The sequence below is a fragment of the Amycolatopsis sp. FBCC-B4732 genome, from assembly GCF_023008405.1.
Lineage (GTDB): Bacteria > Actinomycetota > Actinomycetes > Mycobacteriales > Pseudonocardiaceae > Amycolatopsis > Amycolatopsis pretoriensis_A.
Genome location: NZ_CP095376.1, coordinates 1,048,824 through 1,065,969, shown reverse-complemented (window position 1 = coordinate 1,065,969; position 17,146 = coordinate 1,048,824). Strand labels below are relative to the sequence as shown.

At 71.8% G+C, this 17,146-nt stretch carries 22 protein-coding genes and 1 tRNA gene; 11 read left to right on the top strand and 12 right to left on the bottom strand.

Going from position 1 to position 17,146, the window contains the following annotated elements:
• Positions 1-14 precede the first annotated feature (14 nt).
• The 6 genes from MUY14_RS04105 (at position 15) to MUY14_RS04080 (ending at position 4,118) form a co-directional block, all read left to right on the top strand.
• A complete protein-coding gene (locus tag MUY14_RS04105) occupies positions 15-440 on the top strand; it encodes a roadblock/LC7 domain-containing protein (protein WP_155545909.1) in 426 nt (141 codons plus the stop codon).
• Positions 437-808, top strand: a complete 372-nt coding sequence (locus MUY14_RS04100; RefSeq protein WP_247020948.1) for a DUF742 domain-containing protein — start codon at positions 437-439, stop codon at positions 806-808. The genes MUY14_RS04105 and MUY14_RS04100 overlap by 4 nt, the downstream gene beginning before the upstream one ends.
• A complete protein-coding gene (locus MUY14_RS04095) occupies positions 789-1,379 on the top strand; it encodes an ATP/GTP-binding protein (RefSeq protein ID WP_203612585.1) in 591 nt (196 codons plus the stop codon). Before MUY14_RS04100 ends, MUY14_RS04095 begins: the two co-directional genes overlap by 20 nt.
• Before the next feature lie 297 nt (positions 1,380-1,676).
• Positions 1,677-2,627, top strand: a complete 951-nt coding sequence (locus MUY14_RS04090; RefSeq protein WP_247020946.1) for a hypothetical protein — start codon at positions 1,677-1,679, stop codon at positions 2,625-2,627.
• 49 nt (positions 2,628-2,676) lie between these two features.
• Complete coding sequence (locus MUY14_RS04085) at positions 2,677-3,306, top strand: hypothetical protein (RefSeq protein WP_247020944.1); 630 nt, start codon at positions 2,677-2,679, stop codon at positions 3,304-3,306.
• Positions 3,303-4,118 carry a hypothetical protein gene (locus tag MUY14_RS04080; protein ID WP_247020941.1) on the top strand — a complete coding sequence of 272 codons (816 nt, stop codon included), beginning with the start codon at positions 3,303-3,305 and terminating at the stop codon, positions 4,116-4,118. Before MUY14_RS04085 ends, MUY14_RS04080 begins: the two co-directional genes overlap by 4 nt.
• 271 nt (positions 4,119-4,389) lie before the next feature.
• Here the strand turns inward: MUY14_RS04080 and MUY14_RS04075 are convergent, their stop codons facing one another.
• The 3 genes from MUY14_RS04075 to MUY14_RS04065 all read right to left on the bottom strand — a co-directional run bounded on the left by MUY14_RS04075 (position 4,390) and on the right by MUY14_RS04065 (position 7,636).
• Positions 4,390-6,672 (bottom strand): LuxR C-terminal-related transcriptional regulator, encoded by a 2,283-nt coding sequence (locus tag MUY14_RS04075; RefSeq protein WP_247020939.1) that lies wholly within the window; start codon positions 6,670-6,672, stop codon positions 4,390-4,392.
• A 129-nt stretch (positions 6,673-6,801) separates the two neighbouring features.
• Entirely contained in the window at positions 6,802-7,260 is a 459-nt protein-coding gene (locus MUY14_RS04070) for a hypothetical protein (protein ID WP_247020938.1), read from the bottom strand.
• A gap of 127 nt (positions 7,261-7,387) precedes the next feature.
• Positions 7,388-7,636, bottom strand: a complete 249-nt coding sequence (locus MUY14_RS04065; RefSeq protein ID WP_247020936.1) for a hypothetical protein — start codon at positions 7,634-7,636, stop codon at positions 7,388-7,390.
• A gap of 161 nt (positions 7,637-7,797) precedes the next feature.
• On the opposite strand from MUY14_RS04065, the gene MUY14_RS04060 reads away from it, so the two are divergent.
• Positions 7,798-7,947, top strand: a complete 150-nt coding sequence (locus tag MUY14_RS04060; RefSeq protein ID WP_247020934.1) for a hypothetical protein — start codon at positions 7,798-7,800, stop codon at positions 7,945-7,947.
• On the opposite strand, the gene MUY14_RS04055 is transcribed toward MUY14_RS04060, so the two are convergent.
• Together MUY14_RS04055 and MUY14_RS04050 are read right to left on the bottom strand one after the other, a co-directional pair.
• Complete coding sequence (locus MUY14_RS04055; protein ID WP_247020932.1) at positions 7,944-8,822, bottom strand: RNA polymerase sigma-70 factor; 879 nt, start codon at positions 8,820-8,822, stop codon at positions 7,944-7,946. The two genes, MUY14_RS04060 and MUY14_RS04055, sit on opposite strands and share 4 nt — an antisense overlap.
• Before the next feature lie 25 nt (positions 8,823-8,847).
• A complete protein-coding gene (locus MUY14_RS04050) occupies positions 8,848-9,216 on the bottom strand; it encodes a DoxX family protein (RefSeq protein ID WP_247020930.1) in 369 nt (122 codons plus the stop codon).
• A 115-nt stretch (positions 9,217-9,331) separates the two neighbouring features.
• Here MUY14_RS04050 and MUY14_RS04045 point away from each other — a divergent pair, with 115 nt between their 5' ends.
• Positions 9,332-10,048, top strand: coding sequence for a cupin domain-containing protein (locus MUY14_RS04045; RefSeq protein ID WP_247020928.1), 717 nt, complete (start codon positions 9,332-9,334; stop codon positions 10,046-10,048).
• On the opposite strand, the gene MUY14_RS04040 is transcribed toward MUY14_RS04045, so the two are convergent.
• Positions 10,041-10,775 carry a hypothetical protein gene (locus tag MUY14_RS04040; RefSeq protein ID WP_247020926.1) on the bottom strand — a complete coding sequence of 245 codons (735 nt, stop codon included), beginning with the start codon at positions 10,773-10,775 and terminating at the stop codon, positions 10,041-10,043. The two genes, MUY14_RS04045 and MUY14_RS04040, sit on opposite strands and share 8 nt — an antisense overlap.
• Before the next feature lie 162 nt (positions 10,776-10,937).
• On the opposite strand from MUY14_RS04040, the gene MUY14_RS46760 reads away from it, so the two are divergent.
• Complete coding sequence (locus MUY14_RS46760) at positions 10,938-11,063, top strand: hypothetical protein (RefSeq protein WP_281506251.1); 126 nt, start codon at positions 10,938-10,940, stop codon at positions 11,061-11,063.
• 278 nt (positions 11,064-11,341) lie between these two features.
• Here the strand turns inward: MUY14_RS46760 and MUY14_RS04035 are convergent, their stop codons facing one another.
• A complete protein-coding gene (locus MUY14_RS04035) occupies positions 11,342-11,650 on the bottom strand; it encodes a hypothetical protein (RefSeq protein WP_247020924.1) in 309 nt (102 codons plus the stop codon).
• A gap of 74 nt (positions 11,651-11,724) precedes the next feature.
• A tRNA-Asn gene (locus tag MUY14_RS04030) sits at positions 11,725-11,797 on the bottom strand.
• A gap of 167 nt (positions 11,798-11,964) precedes the next feature.
• Here MUY14_RS04030 and MUY14_RS04025 point away from each other — a divergent pair.
• Positions 11,965-12,135: a hypothetical protein gene (locus MUY14_RS04025; protein WP_166641722.1), complete on the top strand. Its 171-nt coding sequence runs from the start codon at positions 11,965-11,967 to the stop codon at positions 12,133-12,135.
• Here MUY14_RS04025 and MUY14_RS04020 read toward each other — a convergent pair.
• Genes MUY14_RS04020 through dnaG form a run of 3 tightly spaced genes read right to left on the bottom strand, consistent with a single transcriptional unit; the run spans position 12,113 to position 15,373 of the window.
• Positions 12,113-12,892 (bottom strand): trans-aconitate 2-methyltransferase, encoded by a 780-nt coding sequence (locus tag MUY14_RS04020; RefSeq protein ID WP_247020922.1) that lies wholly within the window; start codon positions 12,890-12,892, stop codon positions 12,113-12,115. The genes MUY14_RS04025 and MUY14_RS04020 overlap by 23 nt on opposite strands.
• A gap of 47 nt (positions 12,893-12,939) precedes the next feature.
• Positions 12,940-13,461 carry a hypothetical protein gene (locus tag MUY14_RS04015; RefSeq protein ID WP_247020920.1) on the bottom strand — a complete coding sequence of 174 codons (522 nt, stop codon included), beginning with the start codon at positions 13,459-13,461 and terminating at the stop codon, positions 12,940-12,942.
• Position 13,462: 1 nt separating this feature from the next.
• Positions 13,463-15,373 (bottom strand): DNA primase, encoded by a 1,911-nt coding sequence (gene dnaG, locus MUY14_RS04010; protein WP_396126719.1) that lies wholly within the window; start codon positions 15,371-15,373, stop codon positions 13,463-13,465.
• A gap of 41 nt (positions 15,374-15,414) precedes the next feature.
• On the opposite strand from dnaG, the gene MUY14_RS04005 reads away from it, so the two are divergent.
• Positions 15,415-16,368: a sigma-70 family RNA polymerase sigma factor gene (locus MUY14_RS04005; protein ID WP_247020916.1), complete on the top strand. Its 954-nt coding sequence runs from the start codon at positions 15,415-15,417 to the stop codon at positions 16,366-16,368.
• On the opposite strand, the gene MUY14_RS04000 is transcribed toward MUY14_RS04005, so the two are convergent.
• A complete protein-coding gene (locus MUY14_RS04000; RefSeq protein ID WP_247020914.1) occupies positions 16,340-17,110 on the bottom strand; it encodes a hypothetical protein in 771 nt (256 codons plus the stop codon). The two genes, MUY14_RS04005 and MUY14_RS04000, sit on opposite strands and share 29 nt — an antisense overlap.
• Between the last annotated feature and the right edge of the window lie 36 nt (positions 17,111-17,146).

Here is a 17,146-nt window from a genome sequence, read left to right as displayed (position 1 = left end):
GGGTCTGACGTCGAATGAACGAGTACGGGAACCCCAAACCCGATCTCAACTGGCTGCTCGACGACGTGGTGAGCCGCGTGGTCGGCGCGCAGAACGCCATCGTGCTGTCCGCCGACGGGCTGCTCATCGGCAAGTCGGCAGGCATGAGCAAGGACGACTCGGACCAGCTGTCGGCCATCGCCTCCAGCTTGCAGAGCCTCGCCAAGGGGGTGAGCAAGCAGTTCAACCGCGGCCCGGTGCTGCAGAACATGATCGAGATGGAACGCGGTTATCTGTTCGTCTCGGCGGCGGGCCAGGGTGCCTGCCTCGCCGTGCTGGCCGCGGACAGCGTCGACGTCGAGATGATCGCCTACGAGATGAGCCGGCTGGTGAAGCGCGTCGGCGACTACATGGCGTCCGCGCCGCGTGAAGCGGCGCACGTCCTGCGGGAGGCCACGTGAGCGCGGAAGACGGCTGGTACGACGAGGCCGCCGGACCACTGGTCCGGCCATACACGATCACGAGCGGCCGGACGCCGGCCGACACCGCGCGGCTGGACCTGTCCACGCAGGTGATGACGCTGCGCTCGGAGCAGGAGCCGGTCGGGCTGGGCCCGGAGCACGTGGCGATCGTGCAGCTGTGCCGCCACCCGGTTTCGATCGCCGAGATCGCCGTCTACGTGAAGATCCCGCTCGGGGTCGTGCGCGTGCTCGTCGGCGACCTGATCGAACGCGGCCTCGTGATCACGCGCTCCCCCACCCACCACCCGGCGCAGTCGCCGGACCTCGAAACTCTCCAGGCGGTTCTCGATGGCCTCATCAAGTACTGACGGGACCGGGGCCGACCTGGTCCCCACGCCGGTCAAGATCATCGTCGCCGGCGGGTTCGGCGCCGGGAAGACCACGATGGTCGGTTCGGTCAGCGAGATCCCGCCGCTGACGACCGAAGAGGTGCTCACCGAGGCGAGCGCCGGCATCGACGACCTGTCCGGCGTGGAGCGGAAGACGACCACGACGGTCGCGCTCGACTTCGGCCGGATCACCATCTCGCCGCGGCACGTGCTGTACCTGTTCGGGACGCCCGGGCAGGCGCGCTTCTGGTTCATGTGGGACGACCTCGCGCGCGGGGCGATCGGGACGGTCGTGCTGGTCGACACCCGGCGGCTGGAGACCAGCTTCGCCGCGATCGACTTCTTCGAGCGCCGCAAGATCCCGTTCGTCGTCGCGGTGAACTGCTTCGACAACGCGCCGCGCTACACCGCCGACGAGATCCGCGAGGCCCTCGTGGTCCCGGATCGAGTGCCGATCGTCATGTGTGATGCGCGTGACAGGGATTCCAGCAAGCTCGCGCTGATCCGGTTGGTGAAGCACGCGATGACGGTGGTGCCCGCGCGGGTCTGAGACCTGCGCGTTGTCCGCTTCGTGTCCGGTCAGGACTCGCCGGTGTCCGATGTGTCCCTCCGTGTCCACCCCGGACACCGGCGTACCCACATGGCCCAATTGGTTGCACCACCCGGGTGCAGCTTTTTAGTTGAGCAAGCATCCAACTGATAGCATCCGCTCGTGACCGATCGAATGCCGGACTTTCCTGAATATATAAGGGAAAACTACCCCGCATCGGGTCGGCTGTCCGGTGACTTTCTGTGCGGGCTTTGGGCTACGGCCTGTGAAGCGCTCGGGGTTCCGCTGGAACAGTCCGTGCGGACCACGCGGATGCTGCGCGCCGCGCTGCCCCGCTGGGCGCACGAGCGGATCGGGCCGGCGCCCGTCCACCCGTCCTATGTGGCGGCCGACGGTTTCCCGGCCGAGATGTCGGTGAACTGGTCCGGCGGCCACCCCGAACTGCGCGTGCTGTTCGACAGCCTCGGCCACGACGTCGTCTGGCCCGGGGACGGCGATCCCGTCACCGGCAGGCTGGACCGCGTCCACGAGACGTTCACCCCGCGGGCGGGCCGCCCGTCCCCCGCGCCGGTGTGGCACTCGATCGCCTGGCGCCCGCCGTCGCGGGTCGTCCACAAGACGTACTTCGGCCTTTACGCCTGGCCGCCCGCCCACCGCGAGGGCGCCGTCACCGAGGCCATGGAGCGGCTCGGCATGGGCGCGGCCTGGGACGACGCCCGCCGCCGGGTCGAAACCGTCGATGGGGTGCGGGAAATCGAGTTCTTCGCGGTGGACCTGGGCGACGAGGCCGAAGCCCGGGTCAAGATCTACTACCGCAACCACGGGGCCGGCCTCGCCGAGGTCAACGACGTCGCTTCGGTGGCGCTGAGCCACGACGCCGAAACCGCGGCGGCCGCGTACCGCACCCTCGCGGGCGACCGGCTCGACGCGGGTGAAGCCGCGCTGAGCTGCTTGGCTTTCCGGTCCGGGGTGGACCGGGCCGCGGAGGCCACGACGTACCTGCGGCTGCCCGATCTCACGTCCGGTGACGAAGAAGCCGTCGAGCGCACGGCGGAACTGCTGCACCGCGAAGGCGTCGACCCCGGCCGGTTCCGCCTCCTCACCGCCGCGCTGGCGCCGGGCCCGCTCTCCGAGACGCGCGTGCTGGAGCTGGTGAGCTACCGCACCGCCGGTCGCCGCGGCGACGTGACCACGTACTTCCGGTTCCCCGTCTACGACCGGGCGCTCGCGCCCGTCGACCTCGGATAGCGGTCCCCGGAAGGATGATCTCCCGCAGCACCACGGTAAGGAGCCGATCGTGACCCAGCAGGACGTCGAGCGCATCGCCCGCCACAACGAGCAGCGGCAACGGGAATACGAGTCCTCGGAACTGATCCGCCTGCTGAGCGACGAGACCACGTCGCCGGAGACCAGGAAAGCGGTGCTCACGTACCTGCAGCCGTGGTCGAACGCCTTCCAGCGGATGATCAGCGCGCGGGTCAGCTTCGAGAGCGACCCGGAGCTGCGGGCGCTCGCGCTGGAGCACCAGCAGGAAGAGGTCGGCCACGACAAGATCCTGGCCCGCAGCCGCGCGGAGGACCGGCAGCTGGTCTGGGACCCGGTCATCGAGATGGGCGCTTCCTGGTTCGTCGACCAGTTCGCGATCCTGCCCGGCGTGCAGCGCGCGGTGCTGGCGCACCTGGCCCTCGAAGCCGGCAGCCTCGTGTTCAGCCAGGCGGGCATCCGCGCGTTCCCCGAGGACGAATACTTCGAGCTGCACGACGAAGCCGACGTCGAGCACCTCGAGATGGGCTACGAACTCCTGCGGCAGCGCGGGGACTGGACGGAGGAGTCGGTGCTCGCGGTCCTCGACCGGGCGTGGCAGGTCATCGGCGTGGTTTCCGACCGCATCGCCGAGTGCGCCCGCCGCGATACGGTGGCGGCATGACCACACCTGAACCCGCCGACGCGGCCCGCGCGATCGCCGCCGAAGCCGCCGACGCCTACCGGGAAGCGTTGGGAGAGCGCCTGATCGGCGCGTACCTCCTGGGAAGCCTTTCCTACGGCGGCTATTCCGCGGCGGCCAGCGACATCGACCTGGCCCTCGTCCTCACCGACGTCCCCGAGGACGACCAGGTGGCCCCGGTGACGGCGGCGCTGCAGGAGCGGAGTCCGCTGCACCGCAAGCTGTCGGTGTTCTGGGCCTCCCTCCCGGCCCTGCGCGAAGGCCGCGACGACGGCCGCTTCCCCGCCCAGGACCGCTTGCAGCTGGCCGACCACGGCGTCCTGCTGGCCGGTGAGGACGTCCTCGCCGAGGTCGCCCGGCCGGCGGCTTCGGAGATGTTGCTGGAGAGCGCCCGCTTCGCGATCGCGGTCCTGGCGACCGACGAGGTGGCGGCCGAGTTCCGCGAGCCCCGCCGCCTGCTGGCCGACAAGGTGTGGTTCACGAAGGCGGTGCTGTTCCCGGTCCGCTTCCTGTATTCGGCAACACTCCCGACAGGCCGCGCGGCGAACAACGACGAGGCCATCGAGTGGTTCCTGTCCCAACCGGACACCCCGGCGGCGTCGCTGGTGAAGCTGGCGGAGCGGGTGCGGGCCGGGCACCCGCTCGAGGCGGCGGAGGCGCGGCCCGAGTTGCTCGCGGGACTGGTTCCGTTGTACCGCCACTACATCGAGGCGGAGGCGAAGCGCCTGCGCGAGACCGACGCTCCGGCCGAGGTCGTGACGGCGTTCGAGAACTGGGGCGAACGCCTGGGCTGACGACGCCGGTGCCGTACCGTCCACATCGGACGGCACGGCACCGGTCCACTCAATGGCCACGGCGGTGTGACCGAGGTGTCGACGTCGACCCCGCGGCCGTGTTCGATGAACTGCCGCGTTCCGCGCGGCCAGTCCTCGCGCTGCATGAAACTCGAACGCGGAGTCGAGAACCGCGTAGGGCAGGGTCGCAGTTCCCGACGCGGTCCGCGGCACCGGAGGATCGTTCACGAGACACCCGGAACTCCGTTACGGGAACCGGGATTCTTCCCCCTCACGCCTGTGGCGTAGGCACCTGCGGATTCCGCGCCGCCCAGGCGGCCACCTGCGAACGCGAGTCGAAGCCCAATTTCCGCAGGATCCGGTTCACGTGGCCTTCCGCCGTCCGGCGGGAAATCACCAGCCGGTCCGCGATCTCCTGGTTGGAGCGGCCGTCCGCGATCAGGGTCGCCACTTCCCCTTCCCGGTCGGTCAACGGCGTCGGCTGCGAAGCCGCCACCACCTCCGGCCGGGCCGGGCCCAGGTCCCCCAGCGCGTAAGCGATCGCTTCCGGCAAGCCGAACTCACGCCCCCGCCGGAACGCCGCCTCGAACGAGCCGTCGCCCAGCGCGCGTCGGGTCCGCTTCTCACACTCTCCGTGCGGGGCGCCGAAATACCGGGAACCGAACATCGGGAACCCGACCGCCTGCCAGATCGGCTGCGCCGATCCCAGCATGACCGCCGCCGGCTCCCAGCGTTCCCGCGCGGCTTCGGTCCACGCCAGCGCCTCGATCGCCAGGACGATCCCGAGCAGGTCGTGGAACGTGCTCTTCACGCGCAGGCAGTCCCGCCCGCGTTCGGCCGCCCGGTCCAGCTCACCGCGGCCCAGCGCGACCAAGGCCTGGGCGTAGATCGCGTACGCGTGCGCCCACTGCTCGCCGTGGGCGACGCCGGTCGCGCACGCCTCCTCGCACAGGCGGCCCGCGCGGTCGAGGTCGCCGAGGAAGATGGACGCGATGGCCAGTTCGATGCCCGCCAGCATCACGTTGCTGTTGAGCTCGCCGAGCTGCCGGTAGCGGGCCTGCGCCTCCTCGAACAGCGTCTTCGCGTCGCCGACGTCGTCCCCCACCAGCAGGTTGCAGCCGAGCCGGTGCGTCGCGTACGCCAGCGCGACCTCGTCGCCGGTCCGCTTCGCGTAGGCGCGGCACTCCTCCAGCATCGCGATCGCCGCGGCGTTGTCGCCCTGCAGCGTCGCGACGTACCCGTTGACGCACAACGCTTTCGCCCGTTCCGCGTCCGGTTCGGCGGCGAGGGCGAGCGCGCGGTCCAGCCAGTGGCGGCCTTCGCCGAACACCCCGCAGCCGGCCCAGTAGAACCAGAGCGTCGAGGCCAGCCGGAGGCCGGTGCCGAGCTCGCCGGGTTCGGTCAGGCTGTAGTCGAGCGCGGCCCGCAGGTTCGCGTGCTCCACGCGGGTCCGCCGGAAGATGTCCGCCTGCTCCGGCCCGAACCACGCCCGTTCGCTCCGCTCGGCGACGTCGAGGTAGTGGTCGCGCATCCGCCGCAGCACCACCGCCGTCTCGCCCGACTCGGTCAGCTTGTCGCGGCCGAACTGCCGCAGCGGTTCCAGCAGCCGGAACCGCTGCCGGTCGCCGTCGGCCTCGCGGATCAGCACCGACTTCTCCACCAGGCCGGCGAGCCGGTTCCGCAGCTCCCCGGCGGGCAGGCCGTCGCCGGCGCAGACGCGCTCGGCCGCCGCCAGGTCGAAGCCGCCCACGAACACCGACGCGCGCGCCCACAGGTGCCGTTCGGCCGGGCGGCACAACGCGAAGCTCCATTCGACGGCGGCCCGCAACGTCTGGTGCCGCGGCTCGCCGCCGCGCTTCACCGTGCCGGGCAGGCGGAAGCAGTCGCCCAGCCCGGTTTCCAGCTCCGCCAGCGTCAGCACCCGCAGCCGGACCGCGGCCAGCTCGATGGCCAGCGGGATCCCGGCCAGCAGGCGGCAGATCGCGCTGACGCGCTCCTGGTTCTCTTCCGTGACGGCGAACTCCGGGTCGACCGCGGCCGCGCGCTCGGCGAACAGCGTCAGCGCCGGGTAGCGCAGCCACGCCCCACCGGCCAGCGGGCGGCCCGGTTCCGGCACCGGCAGCGGCGAGACCGGCCACAGGTGCTCGCCGGCCAGCGCGAGCCGTTCCCGGCTCGTCGCGAGCAGCCGGAGCCCGGGCGCCGCCCGCAGCAGGTCGTGCGCCAGTGCGGCGCAGGCGTCGAGGAGGTGCTCGCAGTTGTCCAGGACGACCAGCGTCCGGCGCTCCCGCAGGTGCTCGGCGAGCACGGCCGCCGGGCTCCGGCCGGTTTCGTCGTGCACGCGCAGCGCCTCGAGCACCGTGTGCGCCACGAGCGCGGGGTCCTGCAGCCCGGCGAGTTCGACCAGCCAGACGCCGTCGGGGAACGCGCGGGACAGCCCGGCGGCGGTCTGCACGGCCAGCCGCGTCTTCCCGACCCCGCCCACGCCGGTCAGCGTGACCAGCCGCGCCCGCGTCAGCAGGTGCTTGACCTCGGCCACGTCGGTCTTGCGTCCCACGAAACTCGTGGTGTCCGCGGGGAGGTTGCCCCTCTCGCACCCTGTACCCACCCGTGCACCGTAGGAGGGCCTCACGGGCCGGTCAATGCGAGGGGGTGCGCGTCCCTCGGAGGTTGCAACGCCCGGGCGTCAGGCGTCCGGGATCCCGTACAACGTCGGCGCGTCCCCGCCGTGCATCGCGGCCAGGCTCGTCCGGCAGGCCTGGCGGACGTCGCGGTTCGCCGCCGAACCGGCCTGGCCGCAGCGCGGGCAGAACAGGTGCACCGCGCCCGGCGGGGTCTCGTCGACGGCGACGTCGACCGGGCATTCGCAGCGGCGGCACCAGCGGTGCCCGGTGGCGACCAGGACGTGCAGCGGATCGCCGACGCACTGGTGGGTCCAGCACCGGTGGACGTAGCAGGTGCTGCGCATGTGCGGGTTGAGGCCGTGCTCCTCGGCGGTGTCCTCGGCGGCGAGGATCGCGGCGAGCCGCCGGTCGAGGAGCTCGGCGTAGCGGTCGCGGCCGCGGGAGGAGGGGGCCGGCCGCGCCTCCGGGACGTCCGAGGGGGTGACGACCCGGAGGAGGGGACGCGACCGGCCGTGCACCATGGGTTCCGAACCTCCTGCGGACTTCTGCGGCACGTCCGAGACTGCTCCGCCCGGCCGCGCACCACACCCGTACAAGTACCCGACTCCATACCTGTCCCGGATCACCCAGCGCACCCGCGGGACTACTTCACGCAGTCGCGGCGGCATGTGCCGCGACGCCGTGCTCGCCCGGATCCACCGCGGGCACGAGCTGCTCCGCGCGTCCGTGGCCGAGCCACAGCGGGCACGTCGGTGCCGCGCACCACCACCTCGACCTGGCGCTGAGCCTGGCCGAGCACTGCGGCAGGACGACCTGGCCGCCAACCTCCGCGACCGGCACGGCCGCATCCACCTGCACCACGGCGCCGCGGACGAGGCGCCGGCCCAGTTCCAGCACGGCAGGCAGGCGGCGAGCATCCTCAGCGCGAACCAGGCGTGGGCGTACGCCGAAAAGGGCGACGAGCAGCTCGCACTCGACCTGCTCGGCCGGGCCGGCGAGGAGTTCGTGGTGGCGGGCCGGACTGGGCGCGGTTCTTCACCGAGACCGACGTGTCGGCGATGGCCGGCACGGTGCACACCGAGCTCGCCGTGCGCGTCCGCCCCCGCCGCTCCCGCACCGCGATCGCCGCGCTGACCGGCGTGGTCGCCCGCTACGGCCCAGACGCTCAAGTCCGTCCGCACCAAGCGGTGAGCTCGACGCACGTCTAGCGCAGGGTCAGCGGGGTTTCGGACTCGACGCGGGTCAGCTTTTCCGGGTTGCGCACGTAGTAGAGGCCGCTGATGCGCCCGCCCTCGACCCGCACGGCCATGACGCCGTCGAGCTCGCCGTCGAGGCGCAGGGTGAGGCCCGGGTTCCCGTTGACGACGGTGGCCTCGGTGGTGAGCGCGGCGGCGTTCCTGGCCAGGCCGCCGAGAACCAGCCGCGCGAGCCGGTCGGCCCCGGTGATCGGCCGCGGCACGGCCTGCTTGACGCCGCCGCCGTCGCTCATCAGCACGACGTCCGGCGCGAGGACGTCGAGAAGTCCTTGCAGGTCACGGCTTTCCAGCGCGCGCTGGAACGACTCGAGCACCGCCCGGGTCTCCCGCGCGGAGACGGTCTCGCGCGGGCGCCGGGCGTCGACGTGGCGCCGCGCGCGGTGCGCGATCTGCCGGACGGCGGCCGGGGTCTTGCCGACGGCGGCCGCGATTTCGTCGTACCCGAAGTCGAAGACCTCGCGCAGCACGAACACCGCGCGTTCGGTCGGCGCCAGCGTTTCGAGGACGAGCATGAGCGCCATGGACACGCTCTCGGCGAGCTCTACGTTTTCGGCGACGTCCGGTGTGGTGAGCAGCGGTTCCGGGAGCCACGGGCCGACGTAGGCCTCTTTGCGGCGTTTCAGGGTGCGCAACCGGTTGAGCGCCAGGCGGGTGGTGATCCGGACCAGGTAGGCGCGCTCCTCGCGCACCCCGGCCGGGTCGACGTCCGCCCACCGCAGCCAGGTTTCCTGCAGGACATCCTCGGCGTCGGCGGCGGACCCGAGCATCTCGTAGGCGACGGTGAAGAGCAGGTTCCGGTGGGCGACGAAGGTGTCGGTGGCGTTCATGGGCGTCTCCTTTTCCCGGCCGCGGTCAGGCCGCGAACCGCCCCCAGGCGACGAACGCGGCCACGGCGAGGTAGGCGAGGTTGAGGACCACCAGGTTCGCGCTGCCGTGCCGGACGTGGGTGATCATCGCACCGATCATCAGCAGCACCCAGCAGACGGCGGTGACGGGCACGAGCACGGGCGCGACCCCGGTCACCGCGGGCAGCACCAGCCCGGCGGCGGCGAGCAGTTCGAGCACCCCGAGCCCCTTGACGAACCAGGGCTGGGCATCGGCGGTCCATTCCCCGCCCCGCGCGGCGGCCAGCTTGGCCTGGGGCACGAAGGCCTTGCTGACACCCCCGGCGAGCGCGACGAGGGCGAGAGTTCCGGCGGCGATCCACAGCGCCAGGTCCATGGCGGTCTCCTTCTTCGGCTGGTTCGGCCTCAAGACACCGCGGAAGCGGCCGTTGTGACAGAGCATGACGTGGATCACTTGCTCTCTGTACCTACTAGTATGTACGGTGCTCGGAATGGAGCTCCGCCACACCCCCGCCGCCACCGCCGCCCCCGCCGACGCGGTCACCGGCAGCGCGTGGATCACGTCACTGGCCACCCCCGAAGGCGCCTCGCGCACGCAAGTCGACCGGGTGCACTTCGCCCCGGGCGCCCGCACCCGCTGGCACCGCCACCCGCTCGGCCAGGTCCTGGTCGTGACGGAAGGGATGGGCCACGTCCAAAGCCGCGGCGCCCCGGCCCAGCTGATCCGCCCGGGCGACACGGTCCGCGTGGCACCGGGCGAGTGGCACTGGCACGGCGCCACCGATACGACACCGCTGACCCACCTGGCGATCGAGGAACTCCCGGCCGACGGCACCGAGACCGAACTCGGCTCGTTCCCGGAACCCGGCGAGCTCCCCGTCGCGACCCGCGCCCTGGTGCTGGAGCAGCACCTCCCGGAACCCCGCGTGATCGACCACTTCGAGATCCGCCGCATCTCGATCGCCCCCGGCGGCGGCACGGGGCTGCACGTCCACAATGGACCGGTGTTCGGCAGCATCGAGAAGGGTTCGGCGGTGTACCAGATCGAGGGCGAACCCCCGATGCTGCTGACCCGCGGCGACGTCTTCTACGAGCCCGAAGCGACGCGGATCGCACGGTTCGACGCGCAGGGCGAGGGAGTCACGTTCGTGGCCCACTTCCCCGCCGGCCCCGGCGAAACCCCGCGCCTGGACACGGTGACTACTTGACCGGCAGGTAGGCGGCGACGTCGGCGAGGGCGTCCAGGGTGCCCTGGTCGACGTGCCGGGCGGCGACGTCCGCCTCGGCGACCACCATCCCGTTGCCGTCCGCGCGGGACTCGTAGTGCAGCCCGGTCATCCGCAGTCCCGCGATCCCGAGAACGGCCGCGATGTCCAGCGGCCGCACGTCACCGCTGCCCTGCACGGCCTCGACCGCCTCGAAGTCCTTCGCCTGCTTCTTCGAGCGGAAACCCACCCGCACCACCGAAACGACCGCGGCGTTGCGGTGCCCGTCGCCGACGGCCAGCACCATCCGGTCCAGCGACGTGCACGGCGTCCGCGTCAGGAACTCGCGCACCTTGTCCGTCGCGGCCGCGACGCAGTCCCCTTCCCGCTCGAGGCGCCGCACTTCCCGCTTGAGCTCCTTGAACTTCAGGCGGCTCCAAGCTTCCTTTGCTTTCCCCCGCTTCGCCGACTCCCGCGCCTCGGCCCGCCGCGTCTTGAGCGAGCGCCCCGGCAGCGAGTCGACGACGTCCCCGGCAGCGTTCCCGGCCAGCGCCTCCGAGGCGGCGCCACCTCCCCCGGCCGCCCCACCGAACGCCCCGACACCCCCGGCCCCACCCGCAACAGCCAGCGCGGCCACGGCCGCGACCACCACCCCTTTCCCCTTCCCCCCACCGGCCTTGATGAAGATCCGGCGCCCGTCCTTCGTGATCCAGCGACCCTGTTCCGCCACGCAAGCTCCCCTCGCCGCACCGCGTCAACGCACCGCCAGCGAGGGAAGTTGCCCACCGGACCACAATGGACGGCAACTGTCCCTGATCTGTCCACTCCGCCGGCGGCACGTCCCGTTCTCCGGCGCCCGCGTGGACGACGACCTCGCCGGTGAGGCTGGAGATTGAACTTCCGGCAAGACGGCTGGGCGACGCGCCGGTACGTACTCCACGTGGCCGGCGCGAACAGCTGCTGCAGCCGGTTCTACGGCGAGATCACGATCAACGGCCGGGCCCGCACAGCAGGCTGACAGCGGCCTGCTGCCCCAGGCGGGCTCTGCCGAGGGAGCGCTCGGCAGAGCTGCTCACGAATGCTGTGGTGGTCGGGCGCACAGAGACCGCGTGACAACCGGGCCGCCCGTACGGACCCGTGAGCAAGCCGTTCGAGTCGTGGACCACCGAGGAGTACCGGTGCGTCGAACGGGTCGCGACGGTCCTGGACCAGGTCGGCTTCCCGGTCGAGCACGGCTACGTGCTTCCGGATCGATCAGCTGCCGCCGGAGCACGGAGAACGTCCCGGAACTGTTCCTCAACTTCGCATGGCCGACCCGCCGCCGCACGTGGCGGCACGGGCGCGGCCGACGACGTACGACGGAACATCGTCGAGTTCCACGTCGTCCTCGAATCGGCCGTCTCGACCCTCGAACGCCGCAACCGTCAAGTCTTCGGCGACCAAGGCTCGGAGGTCGTTTCCCCCGACCGCCAGGGTCACGAACCAGTTCCAAGAGATCCCGGCCCCAGGCTCCGACCCGGGATCGAGCTCGACCGCCACCCGGCCACGCGCCGGGAGCAGCCGCTCTACTTCCGCCGCCCAGTCAGAACAACGGGTCAGCATCACCGGGTGCTCCTGTCGCCACCTGCTCACCCACGCCCCCAGACGCAAAAAAGCCCAGGTCGTCGACCTGGGCTTTGCTCCCCCGCTTGGACTCGAACCAAGAACCCTCCGGTTAACAGCCGAATGCTCTGCCAGTTGAGCTACAGGGGAATGTTGCTCACTTCCGGTGCCGGTCTCTCCGACCGACAAGAGAAACCTTAGCCCATGCCCCGACCCCGTCTCACACCACCCCCCACTTGGCGCAACCGCCACCGGCGGCGCGGTTTTCCTGGACAATGGACAGTCGGACGACCTATCGACGGAAGGCGTGGACGCGGATGAAGAAGTTCCTGCTGGGGGCAGGCCTGGGGTACGTACTGGGCGCCAAGGCAGGCCGGGGGCGGTACGAGCAGCTCGTGCGCACCTACCGCCGGGTCGTCGATCACCCCATGGTGCAAGGGGCCGCCGGGGTGGCGCGCGCCAAGATCAGTGAGAAGGTGCGGCGCTGACCTGGGCCACGAAGAACACGCGGCGGAACTCGAACCACGTGGTCCCGTCCGCGCGGGTGGGGTAGGCCGACGCCAGGAGCGGACCCAGTTCCGCGCGGAACCGGTCCCATTCGTCGTCCGCCAGAGCTGCGCGGATGGGGCGCAACGCCGTGCCGGTGATCCATTCCACCACCGGGTTCTCGCCCCGCAGCGGCTGCGCGTACGTCGTCTCCCAGGCGTCGACGGCGCAGCCCGCGTCGGCCAGGAGGTTCGCGTATTCGAGGGGGCTCGAGACGGCGTCGTCTTCGCGCAGGACGACCTCGGCCAGGCGTGACGACCAGGCCGGGGACGCCGCCAGTTCCCGCGTCAGCGCGTGCGAGGGCGCAGTGAAGTTGCCCGGCACCTGAACCGCCAGGTAAGCGCCCGCAGGCAGCGACTCGGCCCACCGGCGAAGCAACGAAGAGTGGTCCGGCACCCACTGCAGGACGGCGTTCGACACCACGACGTCGGTGTCCGGCGCCGGCGTCCAGTCGCGGACGTCGAGCACCCGGGCGTCCAGGCCGCGAGCGCGGGCGGCGGTCACCATTTCGGGTGAACTATCACCGCATTCCAGAGCTGCGTCGGGCCAGCGCTCCCGTAGCGAGACGGTCAGGTTGCCCGGGCCGCACCCGAGGTCGACCACCCGGCGCGGCGCAGGAGCGCCGACGCGCGAGACGAGGTCATAGAACGGCCGGGCTCGCAGGTCGGCGTAGTCGAGGTACTTCGCGGGATCCCACACGGTCGCCTCCAGCAAACAGTACGCTTGTACTGAGTACGAGCGTACTGCTATTCGGCGGGGTTGACCAGCTTCGCTGCGGCCTGCTCGGCGATGGCCTCGACCACTGCGGCGTCGGTGCCGGGGTCCGGGCGGACCTGCAGGACCGCGCCGTCGCGGCCGGGGATTTTGCGCTGGACGAACCACGCTCCCCCGGACCCGATCTCCTGCCGGTGCCGCGAGCGGATCGAACCTTCGACGCGCTGGTAGGCCTCGCGCGGCACCTTGCCCGGCTCGGCCAGCCGGAAGCGGACCGGCGGCCGGTCGGCCAGCACGACGGCCGCCCCCGCCGTGCGCACCTCGGCCGACTCGGTCAGCGTGAACACGCCGTCGGACCAGGCCGCCTTGGCGACCAGGTGCCAGCCGACGCGCCGCGCGCCGTCGCCGTCCGGGATCCAGAGGCCCAGCGCCGTCACGACCAGGTAGCCGCCGCCCTCCACCGGAGCGCTGTCGACGACGTCTTCGCCCGGGTCCAGGGCACCGGTGAAGTCCGGCGGTGTGCGGTCGCCCAGCAACCGGCGCAGGAAGCTCATCTCAGCCCCACGCGCCGGCGGCCGCCTGCTCGCCCAGCGACTTCTTGTACTGCTCCAGCGCGACGAGGTCGCCGAACAGCGCGCGGTAGTCGTCCGGCGCTTCGACCGGCGAGAGCCGCTGCAGCTTGCCCTTGATCTCCGCGATCTGCCGCCCGACGAGGCTCTCCTGCACCCGCGCGAGGATCGACGAGATGTACCGCGAGTCGACTTCGTCCTTGGCCTGCAACGGTTCCACGGCCAGCTCCGAGAGCACCCGCCGGACCGTCCCTTCCGGACAGTGCGGGGCCGCCGCGTCCAGCAGCGCCGGGCCGGTCAGCCCGGAACCCGCGCCGCCGGCCTTCAACACCGCCTCGTGGACCGCCACGTACACCGGGTGCGTGAACGCCTCCAGCGGCAGGGCGTCGTACTCGGGCCCGGCGATCGCGGGCTGCTGCAGTGCCGCCTTCAGCGCCTCGCGCTGGACGGCGAACCGTGGGTCCTTCGGCGCCGGGCGCGCCAGGTCCTGCTTCGGCGCGGCCGGGGCGGCCTGCTGAGCGCCGCGCGCGGGCTGGCGCAGGGGCGCACCACCGCGCTTGTCGGTCGCGCCCGCGCTGCCGCGCACCCGGTTGACCACCTGGGCGACGTCCTGCCAGCCCACCCACCAGGCGAGCTTCGACGCGTAGCCGTCGCGGGCCGCGCGGTCCTTGATCGACGCGACCATCGGCACCGTCTTCTGCAGCGCCGCGACCTGGCCGTCGACCGAGTCGAGGTCGTAGTTCTTGAGCGTGCTGCGGATGACGAACTCGAACAGCGGGGTGCGCCGCGCGACCAGGTCCTTCACCGCGCTGTCGCCCTTGGCCAGGCGCAGCTCGCACGGGTCCATGCCGTCCGGCGCGACCGCGATGTACGTCTGGCCGGCGAACGTCTGGTCGCCCTCGAACGCCTTCAACGCGGCCTTCTGGCCCGCTTCGTCGCCGTCGAAGGTGAAGATGACTTCGCCGCGGAAGGCGTCGTCGTCCATCATCAGCCGGCGGAGCACCTTCATGTGGTCTTCGCCGAACGCCGTGCCGGATGACGCGACCGCGGTCGGCACGCCGGCCGCGTGCATCGCCATCACGTCGGTGTAGCCCTCGACGACGACCACCTGGTGCCGCTTCGCGATCTCGCGCTTGGCCAGGTCGAGGCCGAACATGACCTGGGACTTCTTGTAGATCGGCGACTCGGCGGTGTTGAGGTACTTCGCCGAGATCCGGTCGTCGTCGAACAGCCGCCGCGCGCCGAAGCCGACGACCTCGTTGCCGACGTCGCGGATCGGCCAGACCAGGCGCCGGTGGAAGCGGTCCATCGGGCCGCGCTGGCCCTCCTTGGACAGCCCCGCCGTCAGCAGCTCCTTGACCTCGAACCCGCGCGTGAGCAGGTGCTTCGTGAGCTTGTCCCAGCCGCCGGGGGCGTACCCGCAGCCGAACGTCTTCGCCGCGGCGGCGTCGAACCCGCGCTCGGACAGGAAGTCCCGCGCGGCGCGCGCCTCGTCGGTGACCAGCTGTTCGGCGTAGAACTCCTGCGCGGCCCGGTGCGCCTCGATCAGCCGGCTGCGGCTGCCACGGTCGCGCTGGATCGTCGCGCCGCCGCCTTCGTAGGTGAGCCGGAGGCCGACCCGGTCGGCCAGGCGCTCGACGGCCTCCACGAAGGTGATGAGGTCGATCTTCTGGACGAACTTGATCACGTCGCCGCCCTCGCCACAGCCGAAGCAGTGGAAGGTGCCGTGCGTCGGGCGGACGTTGAACGACGGGGTCTTCTCGTTGTGGAACGGGCAGAGGCCCTTCAGGCTTCCGCCACCGGCGCGGCGCAGCGCCACGTACTCCCCGACGACCTCGTCGATCCGGTTCCGCTCGCGCACCTCCGCGATGTCGCTCTCCCGAATCCGTCCTGCCACGTCATCCACTCTAGTCGTGCCGGTTGCGGCACACTCGGGGCATGGCCTCCACGCCCACCGCCCAGGACACCCTCGCCGCGGAGTTCGCCGCGCACCGCGATCACTTGATCGGGGTCGCCTACCGGCTGACCGGCACGCGCGCCGACGCCGAGGACGCGGTCCAGGAGTCGTGGCTGCGGCTGGCCGGGCTCGACGACGCCGGCCGCGCCGCCATCCGCGAGCTGCGGGGCTGGCTGACCACCGTCGTCGGCCGGATCTGCCTCGACCGGCTGAAGTCGGCCGCCGCGCAGCGGGAGCGCTACGTCGGCAACTGGCTCCCGGAACCGGTCGTCACGCCGTTCGGGCAGGTCGTCAGCGAGGACCCCCTCGACATCGCGGTCCGCGACGACGGGCTGCGGATGGCCGCGCTGGTCGTGCTCGACAAGCTGACCCCGGAGCAGCGTGTCGCCTTCGTCCTGCACGACGCCTTCTCGGTGCCGTTCGCCGAGATCGCGGACGCGCTCGGCGTCTCGGTCGAGGCCGCGCGCCAGCACGCGTCCCGCGGCCGCAAGGCCCTCGCCGACGCCGACCCGGCGCCGCGCGTGCCGCTGGACGACCAGGCGAAGATCCTCGAGAAGTTCGTCATCGCCCTGCAGGCCGGCGACATCCGGGCGATGACCGAGCTGCTGGCCCCGGACGTCGTGCTCATCGGCGACTCGAACGGCAAGGGCCGCACCGCCCGCCAGCTCATCCTCGGCCCGGACAAGATCGCCCGGTTCTTCGTCGGCCTCACCCGCAAGTACGCCCCGGGGATGGCCGAACGCGGCGCTCCGGTGCTGGTCAACGGCGACCTGGGGATGTACCTGCCGCCGATGCCGGGTCGCGACGGCTTCCTCGCGCTCGACGAGCACGTGCAGTCGGTCAGCATCCGCGACGGGAAGATCGTGGCCATCTACGACGTCGTCAACCCGGACAAGCTGGCCCGCATCACGCGTCCCGCCGCCGCGCCCGAATGATCCCCGCGGCCAGCAGGAGGACGGCGAAGGCGCCGAAGTAGGCCAAGGCCCAGCCCGGGGGCAGCGGCGAGTCGGACAGCACCGCGGCGTTGCCCCCGTCGCGGCCCGCGTTCGCCTCGCCGGAACCGCTCAGGAACTTCGCGACGGCGTTCAGCGGCAGCCACCGGTGGATCGCCTGCCCGGCCCGCGGGATCAGCTGGACGACGTTCTCCGCCATCAGCGGGTAGGCGACGAGCACCGCGACCGCACCGGCGGTGTGGCGCACGAGCAGGCCGACGCCGACCCCGCAGACCGCGGCCAGCGCGAACACCGGGCCGGTGCCGGCGACGATCGTCCAGTCCGCGACGCTGTCCAGCGCCAGGTCGGCGTCCGGGGCGAGCACCCGCGCGACCAGCCAGGCCGCGAACGCGGCCGCTTCGCCGATCCCGAACGCGTACCCGGCGACGAGCGCGGCCTTGGCCACCAGCACCGGCGTCCGGCCGGGCACCGCCTGGAAGGTGCCGTGGATCGTGCCGGAGTGGTACTCGCTCGTCACCGCGAGCGCGCCCAGAACCAGCACGGAGACCAGCGCGAGCTGGTGCCCGAACTGGGTGCTCGCGACGGTGGGTGGCAGCCGCGACTCGGTGGCGGTGAGCGCCGTGAGCGCGGCCGGGAACGCCAGGGCGACGAGCGCGAAGAGGCCGCACACCCAGGGCGTGGCGATGCTGAAGAGCTTGATCCGTTCACTGGCGACGAGGTGCATGCGGGAACGGTCCCGCGGCGGACCCCGGCGGCGCGT